Annotated in this window: 15 protein-coding genes; 9 read left to right on the top strand and 6 right to left on the bottom strand. The window is 59.7% G+C overall.

All coding sequences use genetic code 11. The annotated features are described in order from the left end of the window. Window positions 1–46 precede the first annotated feature (46 nt). Both B9Q17_RS00705 and B9Q17_RS00700 read left to right on the top strand, forming a co-directional pair. Complete coding sequence (locus B9Q17_RS00705) at window positions 47–943, top strand: cation efflux transmembrane domain-containing protein (protein WP_094623704.1); 897 nt, start codon at window positions 47–49, stop codon at window positions 941–943. Window positions 944–977: 34 nt separating this feature from the next. Next, the gene (locus tag B9Q17_RS00700; protein WP_058341708.1) at window positions 978–1,889 is read left to right on the top strand and encodes a cation diffusion facilitator family transporter; all 912 of its coding nucleotides are present in this window, start codon (window positions 978–980) and stop codon (window positions 1,887–1,889) included. An 8-nt stretch (window positions 1,890–1,897) separates the two neighbouring features. On the opposite strand, the gene B9Q17_RS00695 is transcribed toward B9Q17_RS00700, so the two are convergent. After that, window positions 1,898–2,815 carry an AEC family transporter gene (locus B9Q17_RS00695; RefSeq protein WP_094623703.1) on the bottom strand — a complete coding sequence of 306 codons (918 nt, stop codon included), beginning with the start codon at window positions 2,813–2,815 and terminating at the stop codon, window positions 1,898–1,900. 192 nt (window positions 2,816–3,007) lie between these two features. On the opposite strand from B9Q17_RS00695, the gene B9Q17_RS00690 reads away from it, so the two are divergent. The 6 genes from B9Q17_RS00690 (at window position 3,008) to B9Q17_RS00665 (ending at window position 8,572) form a co-directional block, all read left to right on the top strand. Then, the gene (locus B9Q17_RS00690) at window positions 3,008–3,457 is read left to right on the top strand and encodes a c-type cytochrome (RefSeq protein WP_094623702.1); all 450 of its coding nucleotides are present in this window, start codon (window positions 3,008–3,010) and stop codon (window positions 3,455–3,457) included. Window positions 3,458–3,467: 10 nt separating this feature from the next. Next, the gene (locus tag B9Q17_RS00685) at window positions 3,468–4,883 is read left to right on the top strand and encodes a cbb3-type cytochrome c oxidase subunit I (RefSeq protein WP_094623701.1); all 1,416 of its coding nucleotides are present in this window, start codon (window positions 3,468–3,470) and stop codon (window positions 4,881–4,883) included. Window positions 4,884–4,944: 61 nt separating this feature from the next. Then, window positions 4,945–5,895: a 4Fe-4S binding protein gene (locus B9Q17_RS00680; RefSeq protein ID WP_094623700.1), complete on the top strand. Its 951-nt coding sequence runs from the start codon at window positions 4,945–4,947 to the stop codon at window positions 5,893–5,895. Window positions 5,896–5,909: 14 nt separating this feature from the next. After that, entirely contained in the window at window positions 5,910–7,733 is a 1,824-nt protein-coding gene (locus tag B9Q17_RS00675; protein ID WP_094623699.1) for a nitric oxide reductase activation protein NorD, read from the top strand. 11 nt (window positions 7,734–7,744) lie between these two features. Further along, window positions 7,745–8,320 carry a cytochrome c oxidase subunit 3 gene (locus B9Q17_RS00670; RefSeq protein ID WP_058341714.1) on the top strand — a complete coding sequence of 192 codons (576 nt, stop codon included), beginning with the start codon at window positions 7,745–7,747 and terminating at the stop codon, window positions 8,318–8,320. 12 nt (window positions 8,321–8,332) lie between these two features. Beyond that, window positions 8,333–8,572 carry a cytochrome C oxidase subunit IV family protein gene (locus B9Q17_RS00665; RefSeq protein ID WP_094623698.1) on the top strand — a complete coding sequence of 80 codons (240 nt, stop codon included), beginning with the start codon at window positions 8,333–8,335 and terminating at the stop codon, window positions 8,570–8,572. A 168-nt stretch (window positions 8,573–8,740) separates the two neighbouring features. On the opposite strand, the gene B9Q17_RS00660 is transcribed toward B9Q17_RS00665, so the two are convergent. Genes B9Q17_RS00660 through B9Q17_RS00640 form a run of 5 tightly spaced genes read right to left on the bottom strand, consistent with a single transcriptional unit; the run spans window position 8,741 to window position 12,195 of the window. Continuing rightward, on the bottom strand, window positions 8,741–9,115 hold the full coding sequence (locus B9Q17_RS00660) for a hypothetical protein (RefSeq protein ID WP_094623697.1): 375 nt from the start codon (window positions 9,113–9,115) through the stop codon (window positions 8,741–8,743). Further along, a complete protein-coding gene (locus B9Q17_RS00655) occupies window positions 9,087–9,869 on the bottom strand; it encodes a CbbQ/NirQ/NorQ/GpvN family protein (RefSeq protein ID WP_094623696.1) in 783 nt (260 codons plus the stop codon). The genes B9Q17_RS00660 and B9Q17_RS00655 overlap by 29 nt, the downstream gene beginning before the upstream one ends. A 13-nt stretch (window positions 9,870–9,882) precedes the next feature. Then, window positions 9,883–10,608, bottom strand: coding sequence for a PhnD/SsuA/transferrin family substrate-binding protein (locus B9Q17_RS00650; protein ID WP_094623695.1), 726 nt, complete (start codon window positions 10,606–10,608; stop codon window positions 9,883–9,885). Between the two features lies 1 nt (window position 10,609). Then, a complete protein-coding gene (locus B9Q17_RS00645; RefSeq protein ID WP_094623694.1) occupies window positions 10,610–11,812 on the bottom strand; it encodes a cytochrome D1 domain-containing protein in 1,203 nt (400 codons plus the stop codon). A gap of 14 nt (window positions 11,813–11,826) precedes the next feature. After that, window positions 11,827–12,195 (bottom strand): c-type cytochrome, encoded by a 369-nt coding sequence (locus B9Q17_RS00640; RefSeq protein WP_094623693.1) that lies wholly within the window; start codon window positions 12,193–12,195, stop codon window positions 11,827–11,829. Between the two features lie 224 nt (window positions 12,196–12,419). On the opposite strand from B9Q17_RS00640, the gene B9Q17_RS00635 reads away from it, so the two are divergent. Then, entirely contained in the window at window positions 12,420–14,144 is a 1,725-nt protein-coding gene (locus tag B9Q17_RS00635) for a nitrite reductase (RefSeq protein ID WP_094623692.1), read from the top strand. The last annotated feature ends 12 nt before the right edge of the window (window positions 14,145–14,156 follow it).

Genomic DNA, 14,156 nt, shown 5'->3' with positions numbered 1-14,156 from the left:
ACAGGTTTTCTAATAGGATGACCCGATTCATGAACCGGAGCTATGAATGAGCACTTCCTGCAACAACTGCTGCAGCAACAGTAAACCTGCAGCAGGCGAAACGGCCCGGAGCGATATCAATGACGCGTCCGGCGATTGGCTGAGCACCTACCGGATCCCCAGGATGGATTGCCCCTCCGAAGAGCGGATGATTCGCATGGCGCTGGGCGGTTTCAGCGCCGTTCAGGTCCTGTCGTTCGATTTGCCGGGCCGCACCCTTGAGGTACTGCATAACGGAGAGGCCTCGCCAATTACCGACAAGCTCTCCACCCTGGGGCTCGGAGCGGAGCTCCGGGATACCCGCAAGGCCAGTACGGAAACCATTCAGGCAGCTGCCGATTCCGGGGCAAGCCAGCAACAGGAAGCCGGCACGCTTTGGATCCTGCTGGCCATCAACGGCCTGATGTTTGTTTTTGAGATGGTAATGGGCCTGATTGCTCAATCTGCGGGCCTGATTGCCGACTCGCTGGACATGTTTGCAGATGCCGCAGTCTATGGCCTGGCGCTTTACGCCGTGGGCCATGGCGTGAAGATGCAGGTGCGGGCAGCCCATGTTGCCGGCATTTTGCAGCTTATCCTGGCGCTCGGGGTGTTGCTTGAGGTGGGCCGGCGGTTTGTCTTCGGCAGCGAGCCGGAGTCCACGCTGATGATGGCTATCGCGGTAGTCGCCCTGATCGCCAACACCGCCTGCCTGCTGCTGATTTCCCGGCATCGTGAAGGTGGCGCCCACATGAAGGCCAGCTACATCTTCTCCGCCAACGATGTGATCATCAACCTGGGCATCATTGTTGCCGGCGCCCTGGTGGCCTGGACTGGCTCCAATTATCCGGACCTGGTCATCGGCACCATTGTCGGCTTCATTGTACTGAGCGGAGCCCGGCGCATCCTGGCACTGAAGGGCTAAGCCGCCGCCAGAACATTCCCCAAACGAGGAAACCATGCACAGCCACGACCATAGCCACGGCCACGATCACAGCCACCAGTTCGGCACCCACAACCGCGCCTTTGCCATTGCGGTGATCCTGAACACCCTGTTTGTAGTGATTGAAGCGGTGTACGGCGTGCTGTCCGGCTCCCTGGCGCTGATTGCCGATGCCGGGCACAACCTGAGTGATGTGATGGGCCTGCTCCTGGCCTGGGCCGCAAGCTGGCTTGCCAGCAAAGCGGCCACCACCAGCAAAACCTATGGCCTGAAGAAAACCACCATCCTGGCAGCCTTGTTCAATGCCCTGATTCTGATTGCCGCGGTGGGCGGTATCACCTGGGAAGCCCTCCAGCGGCTCGGCAATCCGGGAGAAATCGCGGGCCTTGTGGTGGTTGTGGTGGCCGGCATCGGCGTGGTGATCAACGGCATCACCATGATGCTGTTCATGAAAGGCCAGAAGGGTGACCTGAACATTCGCGGGGCCTTCCTGCATATGGCCGCCGATACTGCGGTATCGGTCGGGGTGGTGATTTCAGGCACGATACTGATGTTCACCGACCAGGCCTGGATCGACCCGGTGATCAGCCTGGTTATTGCCGTTGTGATCTTCCTGGGTACCTGGCAGTTGCTGAAAGAATCCATCAACCTGGCGCTGGATGCCGTTCCCAGGGGAATCGACCCGGCTGCCGTGCGCGAGCACCTGGAGCACCTGCCCGGCGTGCAGTCTGCCCATCACCTGCATATCTGGGCCCTGAGCACCACCGAGAATGCCCTGACGGTGCACCTGGTCAAGCCGGACCCGGAAGGCGATGACGAAGCCATCCACCAGGCCTCGGCCATGCTGGCGGCCGAGTTCAACATCCATCACACCACCATTCAATGGGAGCGGGGCGGCGCCCCTTGCCCGAACGGGACAACCCACTAACGGATGCCCTAGAACGCCAGTGAGATCATCACCGGGATAAACGCCAGTGCAAACAGCGTCGTCAGCATTACCGTGCCCGCGGCTTGCCTGGGCGAAGTGTCCAGCAGGGTAGCAATCACCACCGTGTTGGCCGCGATCGGTGTAATGGAAATCAGGAACATGGCCTGGTGCACAGCCGGCTCGTAGACGCCCAGAATCGTGGAATCGACCCACCAGAACAGGATCGCCACCAGCGGCCAGACCACAAACTTGCCGAAAAACGCCAGCGCCGTGAACCGGACGTTACCCGCAAGCCCCCGGAAGCTGGTAATGCTCATGCCGATAATCATCATGCCCAGAATGCTGTAGGCGCCGCGCAGGTTGTCGAACAGCGGCACGAAGATGTCCGGAATACCCACCCCCGCCAGGTTCAGGGCCACGGCCGCCAGGAAAGCGTACACCGAAGGCAGTTTGAGCACCCGCCAGAGCGCATCCTGGATACTGTATCGGCCCCGGGCCGCCAGGTAGAAGCCCACCGAGTTCTCGAACAGCGTGGTGCCCAACATGCACACGATATAGAGCCCCAGCCCTTCTTCTCCGAACAGCAGCAGCGCCACCGGCACCCCGAAGTACCCGGTATTACCGGAACCCACGCACAGGGGGATGATGTTGGCACTGCCATCGGTCAGGACTTTTCTCGCCAGCTTCAGCTGAACAATGCCCAGTACCGAGGAAATTCCGAAAACCAGGAACGGCAACAGGATGACTTCCGGCGACAGCGGCGCCGCCATAACACCGGAAAACACCACAGACGGCGTGACGATGTACAGCATGATGCCGGCAATATGCCGGCCGCTGGCTTCCAGGTAACGGCCGGCAATCCAGCCCAGCCCAACCGTGACGTAGAGCGGGATCAGCTTGAAGAAAAGGGCAAACGCAGCGGCCATCGACACTCCATATGGACAGATTGTTTACAGACAGGACGGCGGCGCAGTCTATCACCTACCCATCTGGAGGTAACTCCCCGGCGCAATAGAGAAACACCGGGCATTCTTTGATAATCATCAACAGCATTAGGAATGCATCTTTATATCCTAGTGGGGCAGTCAGGTATTTGAAACAACCAAGGAGAGAGACCAATGGCCGAGCGCTTTACCAAAAGCATGGCCAGGAACATATATCTGGGGGGGAGTGCATTCTTCGTCCTGTTGTTCCTGGCCCTGACTTTTGACACTCAGCTGCGAGCTATGCCCGAGCGGGATAACCGCGACCAACTGACCGAGCAGGTAGTCAGGGGCAAACACCTGTGGGAGAACAACAACTGTGTTGGCTGTCACTCCCTCATGGGCGAAGGTGCTTACTTCGCTCCGGAACTGGCTAACGTATTCGACCGCCGTGGCGGTGGTGATACCGAGGTCTTCAAGTCCTACATGAAAGCCTGGATGAACGCCATGCCCACCAATATCCCGGGCCGGCGCCAGATGCCTAACTTCAATCTGAGCGATTCCGAGATCGAAGACCTGGCCGCCTTCCTGGAGTGGACATCCAAGATCGACGACAACGGTTGGCCACCCAACATCGAAGGGTAAGGGAGCAGACATGAAATACGAATCTCAAAGGGTAGCAATGCCCTACTTCATCTTTGCCCTGATTCTGTTTGCCGGCCAGATTGTGTTCGGCCTGATTCTGGGTCTCCAATACGTTGTGGGCGATTTCCTGTTTCCGGAAATTCCCTTCAACGTTGCGCGGATGGTTCACACCAACCTGCTGATTGTCTGGCTGCTGTTCGGCTTTATGGGCGCAACCTACTACATGGTTCCGGAAGAAGCTCAAACTGAATTGCACAGCCCGCTGCTGGCGTGGATTCTGTTCTGGGTGTTCGCTGTAGCCGGCACCCTGACCATTCTGGGCTACCTGTTCGTAGACTACGCCACCCTGGCGGAGGTCACCATGAACAAGCTGCTGCCCACCATGGGGCGGGAGTTCCTTGAACAACCGACGATAACCAAGATCGGTATCGCCGTGGTTGTGGTAGCGTTCCTGTTCAACATTGCCATGACTGCCCTGAAAGGTCGCAAGACCGTGGTCAACATCGTACTGATCACCGGCCTGGTTGGCCTGGCGGTACTGTGGCTGTTCTCCTTCTACAACCCCAGCAACCTGGCTACCGACAAGTACTTCTGGTGGTTTGTCGTGCACCTGTGGGTAGAAGGCGTGTGGGAACTGATCATGGGCGCTATCCTGGCCTATGTGCTGATCAAGCTCACCGGTGTGGACCGCGAAGTGATCGAGAAGTGGCTGTACGTGATCATCGCCATGGCACTGATTACCGGCATCATCGGTACCGGGCACCACTTCTTCTGGATTGGGCCGCCTGAGTACTGGCTGTGGCTGGGTTCTGTGTTCTCTGCACTGGAACCGCTGCCGTTCTTCATGATGGTGGTATTCGCCTTCAACATGATCAACCGTCGCCGCCGCAACCACCCCAACAAGGCCGCCATGCTGTGGGCCATGGGTACTACCGTGATGGCGTTCCTAGGTGCTGGCGTGTGGGGCTTCCTGCATACCCTGGCTCCGGTGAACTTCTACACCCACGGCAGCCAGATTACAGCGGCCCACGGCCACATGGCGTTCTACGGCGCCTACGTAATGATCGTGCTGACCATCATTTCCTACGCAGTGCCGATCATGCGTGGCCGTCCTTACGGCAACAGCAACACGGCGCAGATTGTGGAAATGTGGGGCTTCTGGCTGATGACCATCTCCATGGTGTTCATCACCCTGTTCCTGACCGGTGCCGGCGTACTGCAGGTTTGGCTGCAGCGCATTCCGGAAAGCGGTGAGGCCATGTCGTTCATGGCAGGCCAGGATCAGATTGCCCTGTTCTACTGGATGCGATTCGTAGCCGGTGCCTTCTTCATGGCCGGCCTGGTGGTTTACCTCGGCAGCTTCTTCATCAAAGGTCAGGCCAGCCCTGCCGAAGAAGTCCGTGGTCCCGCCACTGAAGATGCCTGATAAGGCATAACCGCCGGGGCCTCCGGGCCCCGGCACATTTCCGAAATTCTGGACAAGCCCTGTGCATGCGCAAACCGTCAACCCGAAAGACACCCTTCAGCAGAAGCGCCTGATTACCCGCAGCGCCTTCTTCCTGCTGTTCCTGCTTGCGCCTGTTCTCAATATTTTCCGTTACGACCTGACCGAAACCCGCTTCGTCCTGCTGGGCTTCCCCCTGTCGTTTAACCTGAACCTGGACTGGGTTGCCCACAGCACCCCGGCCGAAGTAGCGGGCCAGATACTGTTCTGGTTCATTCTGCCCATCCTGGTGCTGGTGCCACTGGTACTCTGGATTGCCTTCAAATGGGGCCGCCTGTATTGCGGCTGGCTGTGCCCGCACTTTTCCGTTGTAGAAACCATCAACGACCTGATGACCCGCGTTACCGGTCGCCCTACCCTGTGGGAAGCGCTGAAAAAAGGCAGCACCGGCAAGGCCATCCACTGGGCCGGCCTGACCCTGGTGTGCGCACTGATCGGTTTTTCCTGGGCCCTGGCGCTGCTGTCTTACCTGCTGCCGCCTATCCCTCTGTATACCGACCTGGTCACCGGCCAGCTCAGCCTGTACCCGGGCATTTTCCTGGCGGTAGCCACCGCGGTGTTTACCTTCGATTTTCTGTTCGCCCGGCACCTGTTCTGCAAATACGGCTGCGCCGTAGGCCTGGTGCAGAGCATCGCCTGGATGACCAACGGCAAGGGCCGGGTAGTGACCTTCGACACCAAGCGGGCCGCCGCCTGCCGGGATTGCACCAAGGCCTGCGACGAAGCCTGCCCCATGCGCCTGCCCACCCGCAGCCACAAGCGGGCAAAATTCAGCTGTACCCAGTGCCTGCAGTGCGTCAGCGCCTGCCGCGAGGTGCAGAAAGACAACCCTGAAGGCTCCCTGCTGACCTGGGAGCCCGGCGAACCTGGCAAGCAGACGGTGCTGATTCCCGTGCGCCAGGTGGAATCTACCCCGCGCCAGACACGGGCCTGATACGAGGACACGAAATGGAAGAGTGGGTCGGACTTAAATGGCACGACTACGTAACCCGCCAGGCCATGGGCGAGTTCCCCGAGTACGCTGTGCACCTGAAAGACGAAGCCCGCACGCTGGGCGTGCTGTTCCGCGCCATGGGCGGCGATCCCGCCCTGAGCCTGGTGACGGCTGAACCCCGGCACTTCCAGATTCGCCGGAAGTTCCTGCAGAAGCTGGCCGGTACCCATCGCAAGTTCGAACTGGCCTGGCGGGACGAAGAAAGCCTGCGCCTGCCAGACCGCCTGGCGCTGTTTCCCTCCCGCAAGGTGAACCGGGAGCTGTACCTGTGGCTTGCCGCCCTGGCCTCTCTGGGCGAGATCAACCACCACAGCTGGCTCAAAGGTAACCAGGCCATGGTGCAGCAGCTACTTGAGCGCTGGCCCGGCCTTGAGCCCATGTACCAGCGGCTGGTGAAACACACCCTGCGCTGGCGCCCGGAACCAGAAAGCCTGAGGGGCAGCGAAGCCGAACGCGAGGCGGCCATTCGCCAGGCCCTGATCCACCCGGGCAGCGTAGACGACCTGCCAGATGCCCTGACCGACCCCTGGCCGGTGGTGCTCTGGCTGTATCCGGTACTGGGCCGCGGAAAACTCAAAGGTCAGATCATTGGCGACGACAACACCATGTCGAAATCCGGCGGCCTGGCCAAAAAACGGAAACGCCGCCGCGCCGAGCGGGTGGATGCCTTCGACAAAGATCAGGGGCTGATGCTGTTCCGGCTGGAAAGCCTGTTTTCCTGGTCTGAATTCATTCCCATCGACCGCGCCGGCGACGACAGCGAAGAGGAAGACGCCGACGCCGTGGCCGACGACATGGACATGATCTCCGTGTCCCAGGACCGCCGCGAAGCGTCTTCCGCCATCAAGTTTGACCTGGACCTGCCCTCGGAAGAAAACGACGACCTGCACCTGGGGCCGGGCATTCACCTGCCGGAATGGGACTGGCGCCGGCAGGACTACCGGGAAAAATTCTGCTGCCTGCAGCCCCTGCTGAGCAAAGACGCTGTGCCCTCGCCCTTGCCCGAGCACCTGAACCGCTCTGCCCAGACCCTGCGCCGCCAGTTCAGCGCCCTGAAGCCCCTGCGCCAGTGGGAGCGCCGGCAACTGGAAGGCGAAGAGCTGGACCTGGACGCCTGCCTGGAACGCATGGTGCAGCACAAACGCGGCATCGGCGAGGTAGACCAGAAACTCTTCCGCCAGTGCAAACAGAACCAGCGGGACCTGGCGTGCCTGGTGCTGACCGACATTTCCCTCTCTACCGACACCTACATCAACAACCACCAGCGGGTGATCGACATTGCCCGGGACGGCCTGCAACTGCTGAGCGAAGCACTCACCGCCAGCCGCGATCCGTTTGCACTGTTTGCCTTCTCGTCACGGCGACGGGACCACATCCGCTTCCACCACATCAAGAGCTTTGAAGAGCAATACAACGACACCACACGGGGCCGGATACAGGCCCTGGAGCCGGGCTACTACACCCGCATGGGCGCGGCCATCCGCCAGTCCATCAAACTGCTGCAGGCCCGCCCGGAACACCAGAAAATCCTGCTGCTGCTGACCGACGGCAAACCCAACGACCTGGACCTGTACGAAGGCCGCTATGGCGTGGAAGACACCCGCATGGCCGTGCAGGAGGCCCACAAAGCCGGGCTGACCCCGTTCTGCGTGACCATCGACGAAGAAGCCAACGAATACCTACCCTACGTATTCGGCAGCAGCAACTTCGTGGTCATCAAAGACCCGACCCAGCTGCCCGGCCAGCTACCCAAGCTGTACATGAACCTGACCCGTTAACGGAGACTGTAATGGCTGATGTTCAAGCCGCCCGCGGGCGGCACCTGCCCGGCGACATCGCCGTGTGGTTTTTCATCTTTGCCGAACTGGCCGTGTTCGCCATCCTGTTCATCGGCTACGGCGTAGCCCGAAGTATGGACCCGGCCACCTTCTCCGCTGGAAAGGCGGCCCTACATCCCTGGACTGGCCTGGTCAACACCATCGGCCTGATCACCGCCAGCTACCTGGTCGCACTGTCCGTCCATCGCCTGCGCGACCGCAAAACCGGCACGGCTGCCCTGCTCTGGGCCGCCATCGCCGCGTCGTCCATCTACACCTTCGGCAAGCTCTACGAATACGCCGACCTCTACGCCAACGGCTACAACCTGGGCACCGACACCTTCTTCATGTTCTATTTCTTCCTCACCTTCTTCCACTTCATGCACGTGGTACTTGGCCAGATCATCCTTGTGGTACTGGCAGTAAAGGTGAAAAAAGGCGACTACAACGGCGACGACATGAACGGCATGGAATCCGGCGCCTCCTACTGGCACATGGTCGACCTGGTGTGGCTGGTGCTGTTCCCGATGCTCTACGTTCTGGCCTGAGGAGACTTTCTGATGCTAGCGGTTTATATCGCCCTGATGATCTGCACCATGGCTCCTGTTGTGGCCATGCAGGCTGGCGCCGACATGTCGGTTCTGGTGTGGTTGGTATTTGGACTGGTGATCGTAAAAGCAGTCCTGCTGGTCGACCACTTCATGGAAATGAAACACGCTCCCTGGGGCTGGAGAATGGCGGCTCAGGGCTGGGCTGTTGTGGTGGTTTCAGTTCTGGCTGGTATTCATCTGACAGGTTAGTTACCACCGCCGCGGAATCCCGTAAGAAGGATCGAACGGCAGGGTCGGGTAGGGCCTTCCAAAAATTTGTGGAGCCATGGATGGCGGAACAGAAGCGCCACATGGATGTGCCGCAAGGAGCGGTTTTTGGAAGGCCCTACCCGACCCTGCCCAGCACCGAACCCGAACTTACAGCAGCCGCCGCGGAAAAGCAGGCGGCTTGTTGCCGATTGCCTGAGCCAGGGAAATCATGCCCCAAAGCACAAACGATGTGTGCAGTACGACGGCCCAGACGATTGCGTAGGTCCAGAACAACCCGGTGTTGCCGTAGATGAGCCAGCAAACGGCAACGCCGCCGCTGATCAGCACAGCGCCCAGTATCGACATATAAACCGCCGCCTTGCTGTGGGCCCGCCGTAAAGCGTGGGCATCGCCGGATTTCATGGCAATCGCCAGCAAAACGATGAAGCCGATAACCGGCAACGCCAGCAGGTTCAGCAAGTACCAGATAACCGGGGCAATCGCCCCGGGAGATTCACTCTTCGGACTGCCCGAATACGGCATACACCACCTCCATCAGTGCGTTAACAGTAACCGCATCATCCGATAGCGGTTCGATCATCCCGGCCCGGCAGGCTTCGATGTGGGGCATACCGGATGCGATCAGATAGGCCGTATGGATCAACAACCGCGTCGATGCTGCCTCCTCCAGATCGTGATCTTTCAGTTTACGCAACGACGTGGCCAGCCCCACCAACTGCTTTGCAAGACCCGTATCACAGCCGGATTCCTGCTGAACAATGGTCTGCTCCACATCCGGCGTCGGGTAATCGAAGCTCATGGATACAAACCGCTGCCGAGTACTGGGCTTCATGCCTTTCAGCAAGCTCTGGTAACCCGGGTTGTAAGACACCACCAGCATAAAGCCCGGAGCGGCTTTCAGCAGTTCGCCGGTGCGTTCGATGGGCAGTTCCCGGCGGTCATCCGCCAGCGGGTGCAGTACCACGGTGGTGTCTTTCCGTGCTTCCACTACTTCATCAAGGTAGCAGATTCCGCCTTCCCGTACCGCCCGGGTCAGGGGGCCGTCTTGCCAGTAGGTGCCGTCGGGGCCGATCAGGTGGCGGCCAACCAGGTCAGAGGCGGTAAGGTCGTCGTGGCAGGCCACGGTGTATACCGGGCGACCGAGTTTTTCCGCCATGTAGCGGACAAAGCGGGTTTTACCACAGCCGGTGGGGCCTTTGATCAGTACCGGCAGGCCGTTGTCTGCAGCGGCGGTGAACAGCTCTACTTCGTTGCCGGCGGGTTGGTAGAAGGTCATGTACAGGTTCCTTTTATTGCAGGGAATCGGGTGGGGCAAAGCCGTGCACCCATTCCGGGAAAAGATTGAATATCTGGCGATCGTCGCTGCGTTTCAGTTCAAGCAGTGCTTTCAGGCACGGCTGCAATCCGGGGTTCGTGGTGTCGGTGCCGGCATACCAGCCAGCACCTGAAACGGGTTCTCCCTGCCAGGTAATGGCCAGACCCTGGGATTCCAGGAAAGGCGTGACCAGCCCGAGTTCCGAGACCGCCGCATGGGTGTTGTTGTGCAGCAACAATCCCAGGGCAGAGCTGAAATCACCGGCTTCGTAACGCTGGCCCCGTTTCGGCGTTACGCCCTCGGCAGCCAGGGCCTTCAGTGCAAGCCGCCCGGAGAGCGGGTCGGTTCCTGCTACCAGGGATACGTCCCGCCCTTCCAGCTCCCCCAGTGTTCTCACACCGGCGGTTTTCCGGGTTACCCAGACCGGAACCGGATCCTTGCCATCGGCGTTGACGGCCCGGAGCTTGAGCCTGTCTGCCAGGCCATCCTGCCGGTACACCAGGTCACCGTCACCGGCTTGATTGAACACCAGTTCTGCCGTGCAGTTCTGTGTGTCGAGATAACGCTGCAGCCGGTAACTGGCGACGGTGACAGACCTGGCTTCAGTGTGTACTTCAAGCCGCACCGGTCCGGAAAACTGGCCGGCGCTGACGGCACTGGTGCAAAGCACGAACAGCCAACCGCCGGCGGTAACCCTCACGTCACAAGCCCAGCTGATGTGCCCGGTTGGTGAAGAAGATGCCCGACGGCTTTTGCGCCGGCAGGGTAGCGACTTCTTCCAGTGTGCGGGTGTTGTAGATGGTCACCCGGTCGCTGTCCCGGGAAGATACCCACACTTCCTCACCGCGAGGGGTGAATTCCATGTGCAACACGGACTTGCCCGGCTCCAGGGTACGGATGATTTCCCGGGTGCGGGAATCAATCACCTGAACCACGTCGTTCTTCGGGTGCGCAAAGCTGACCCAGATCTGGCGGTTGTCCGGGCTGGCCATGACAAACACCGGCTGGCCCTGTACCGGAATGCGCTGCACCATGCTCCAGTCTTCCATATCGGCGACCAGTACCTCGTGGCGACCGACTGCCGGCACAAACGCGTAGGCATCGGCGATGGCCCAGCCTTCCAGGTGCGGCATCTTGTAGACCGGCAAGCGCTGCTCGCCCTTACCGTAATCCGGCAGGATGGTCTGCGCGCCATGCTCCGGCTCCCACAGATCCATCATCGACAAGCCGTCTTCCCCGAACAGGCCGGCAATATAGAAGCGGCCGTCGGGTGTGATCAGGGCGTCGTAGGGTTCTTTGCCGGCCTCATGGCGGGTCACACCCGGCGGATTGCTGTGCATATCCACGGTCCAGATTTCACCGGCCTCGAACAGGCTGAAGACAAACTGGTTGCCCGGGGCGTCTACCAGGCCCACGGTCTTGGACTGATCCTGCTCACCCTCGGCATTGGTGTAGAACGCGGGAATTTCCACCACGGTATCCAGGGTTTCACTGTCGAAAATATTTACCCCGCCGGGCTCGTAGTTGGACACCGCCACGTAACGGCCATCCTGGGAGATGGCTCCGCCAATGCTGTTACCGGACTGGATAACGCGATCAGTCACCGTGCGAGTGAGCAGGTCGACCTTGGTGAGCCCACCGTCACGGCCAAACACGTAGCCGTAGCGGGCATCCCGCGAGTACACCACGGAGGCGTGGGACAAATCGCCCAGGCCTTCTACCCGGCCCAGGATTTCATATTCGGAGTGATCAACCACCAATACCGAGCCGGTTGCCCGCTCGATGATCAGGCCCAGGTCACCCGTGCCGCGCAGTTCAACCGGCTCCGGCGCAGACAAGCTCTGGCAGCCGGCAGTCAGGGTAGCGGCGATGGTCAGTGCAATCGGTGCAAACAGACGTTTCATCGTGGGTCCTTCAGTTATCGGCTTCGAGGGGAATCGGATTCGGGAGCAATCAAGGCGCCGGATTTGAGCTGCTGGCTGATCCAGGCAATTTGCTGGTCGGTCAGCAAGGCTTTCCAGGGCGGCATGGCTGTGCCCGGCACGCCTTCCCGGATGATGGCGGAAATCGCAGCTTCCGGCAGGGCTTCAATGTCTGCTGGCCGCAGGGGTGGTCCCAACCCGCCTTTGAGTTTCAGACCGTGGCAGGAGCCACAATCCTGGATGACGAAGTTCTTCAGCTCGGCCTCGCTTTCGGGCGCGCCGGCCAGGGCCTGAACGGAGGTGATCGCCAGCGCCGTCGCCAGTACCAATGAGTGCCAGGAGCAGGCCTGACCGGTCGTTTTCATTGCGGGTCTCCGGGAAGCTTCAGCACATGCTGCAATTCCAGTATTTCCATGGCATTGATATTGATTAAATTCTCCTGCGGTATCCAGTGATCTTTGGTTATACGCCATCTACCCATGGGGAGGTACTCTCTTGATTACCTGTATTTATCTGACATATATCAATGTCTGAGAAGCCCAACAAGAGAACCCTAGGACGTACTCTTGAATCCCAAGGAGAGAACCTGATGAGAGTAACCGATATGATGATCAAGCCACTGGCCTTCGCGGTGGCCATTACGTCCATGGGCGTGATGACTGCGCAGGCTGCCCCCAAGAATGGCGATGACGCAACCATGGCATACGAAGGCACCCCCAGTGCCGTTGATGCCGGTTCCGCACGAGTCGTCCGCACCCCCGGCGCCCCTGACCTGACCGACGCCGAGTTCGAACAGGCCAAGGAAATCTACTTCCAGCGCTGCGCCGGCTGTCACGGTGTACTGCGTAAAGGCGCCACCGGTAAGCCGCTGACCCCGGATATTACCCAGGAGCGTGGCATCGACTACCTGAAGGCCTTTATCAGCTACGGCTCCCCGGCCGGTATGCCGAACTGGCTGACCTCTGGTGACTTCGACGAAGAAACCGTGGAACTGATGGCCAAGTACATCATGCACGAGCCGCCACAGCCTCCCGAGTTCAGCCTGGCTGACATGAAGAACACCTGGGAAGTGCTTGTTGCTCCGGAAGACCGTCCGAAGAAACAGATGAACGACCTGGACCTGGAAAACATCTTCAGCGTTACCCTGCGTGACGCCGGTAAGATTGCCCTGATTGACGGCGATTCCAAGGAAGTCGTGAAGATCATCGAAACCGGCTACGCGGTGCACATCTCCCGGATGTCTGCCTCTGGCCGTTACGTGATGGTTATCGGCCGTGACGCCCTGATCAACATGATCGACCTGTGGATGGAAGAGCCGCAAACCGTAGCCAAGATCAAGGTTGGTATGGAAGCGCGTTCTGTCGAGACCTCCAAGTACAAAGGCTGGGAAGACAAGTACGCCATTGCCGGCACCTACTGGCCGCCCCAGTTCGTGATCATGGACGGCGACACCCTGGAGCCGAAGAAAATCGTGAGCACCCGTGGCATGACCGTGAGCAACCAGGAATACCATCCTGAGCCGCGTGTTGCCGCCATTGTGGCGTCCCACGCGCATCCGGAGTTCATCGTCAACGTCAAAGAGACCGGCAAGATCCTGCTGGCCAACTACGAAGACCTGGACAACATGAACATCACCACCATCGATGCGGCTGAGTACCTGCACGATGGTGGCTGGGATGCCAGCATGCGTTACTTCCTGACCGCCGCCAACAACTCCAACAAGATTGCTGTTGTTGATGCCCAGGACCGTAACCTGGAAGCCATGGTTGAAGTTGGCAAAATCCCGCACCCGGGCCGTGGTGCCAACTTTGTAGACCCCGAGCATGGTCCTGTGTGGGCAACCTCTCACCTGGGTGACCAAACCATCCAGATGATCGGTACCGACCCGGAAGGTCATCCGGACAAGGCCTGGAAAGTGGTTCGCACGGTTGATGGCCAGGGTGGCGGTTCACTGTTCGTGAAGACCCATCCGAAGTCCACCAACCTGTGGGTAGACACCGCCCTGAACCCGGCTGAAGCTGTGAGCCAGAGCATTGCCGTCTTCGACATCAACAACTTTGATGCCGGCTACGAAGTGCTGCCGATTGCCGAGTGGGCTGACCTGGGCGAAGGCCCCAAGCGTGTGGTCCAGCCGGAATACAACAAAGCGGGTGACGAAGTCTGGTTCTCTGTGTGGAACACTTCAGACAAGAATTCCGCCATTGTTGTGGTTGACGACAAGACACGTGAGCTGAAGAAGGTCATCAAGGGCGACTACATGGTTACCCCGACCGGTAAGTTCAACACTTACAACACCCAGCACGACGTGTACTGATCCGGCCCCTGG

Origin of the sequence: Marinobacter vinifirmus (assembly GCF_002258215.1) — a bacterium.
Lineage (GTDB): Bacteria > Pseudomonadota > Gammaproteobacteria > Pseudomonadales > Oleiphilaceae > Marinobacter > Marinobacter vinifirmus.
Note: the sequence above shows the minus strand (reverse complement) of the source record. Positions and strands in the feature narration are given on the sequence as shown.

Excerpts from the sequence above, each read along its gene's own strand:
- B9Q17_RS00705 (WP_094623704.1), top strand. The coding sequence starts at position 47 with ATGAGCACTTCCTGCAACAACTGCTGCAGCAACAGTAAACCTGCAGCA.
- B9Q17_RS00640 (WP_094623693.1), bottom strand. The coding sequence starts at position 12,195 with ATGAAAACGACCGGTCAGGCCTGCTCCTGGCACTCATTGGTACTGGCG.
- B9Q17_RS00700 (WP_058341708.1), top strand. The coding sequence starts at position 978 with ATGCACAGCCACGACCATAGCCACGGCCACGATCACAGCCACCAGTTC.
- B9Q17_RS00645 (WP_094623694.1), bottom strand. The coding sequence starts at position 11,812 with ATGAAACGTCTGTTTGCACCGATTGCACTGACCATCGCCGCTACCCTG.
- B9Q17_RS00690 (WP_094623702.1), top strand. The coding sequence starts at position 3,008 with ATGGCCGAGCGCTTTACCAAAAGCATGGCCAGGAACATATATCTGGGG.
- B9Q17_RS00655 (WP_094623696.1), bottom strand. The coding sequence starts at position 9,869 with ATGACCTTCTACCAACCCGCCGGCAACGAAGTAGAGCTGTTCACCGCC.
- B9Q17_RS00660 (WP_094623697.1), bottom strand. The coding sequence starts at position 9,115 with ATGCCGTATTCGGGCAGTCCGAAGAGTGAATCTCCCGGGGCGATTGCC.
- B9Q17_RS00665 (WP_094623698.1), top strand. The coding sequence starts at position 8,333 with ATGCTAGCGGTTTATATCGCCCTGATGATCTGCACCATGGCTCCTGTT.
- B9Q17_RS00670 (WP_058341714.1), top strand. The coding sequence starts at position 7,745 with ATGGCTGATGTTCAAGCCGCCCGCGGGCGGCACCTGCCCGGCGACATC.
- B9Q17_RS00675 (WP_094623699.1), top strand. The coding sequence starts at position 5,910 with ATGGAAGAGTGGGTCGGACTTAAATGGCACGACTACGTAACCCGCCAG.
- B9Q17_RS00635 (WP_094623692.1), top strand. The coding sequence starts at position 12,420 with ATGAGAGTAACCGATATGATGATCAAGCCACTGGCCTTCGCGGTGGCC.
- B9Q17_RS00685 (WP_094623701.1), top strand. The coding sequence starts at position 3,468 with ATGAAATACGAATCTCAAAGGGTAGCAATGCCCTACTTCATCTTTGCC.
- B9Q17_RS00695 (WP_094623703.1), bottom strand. The coding sequence starts at position 2,815 with ATGGCCGCTGCGTTTGCCCTTTTCTTCAAGCTGATCCCGCTCTACGTC.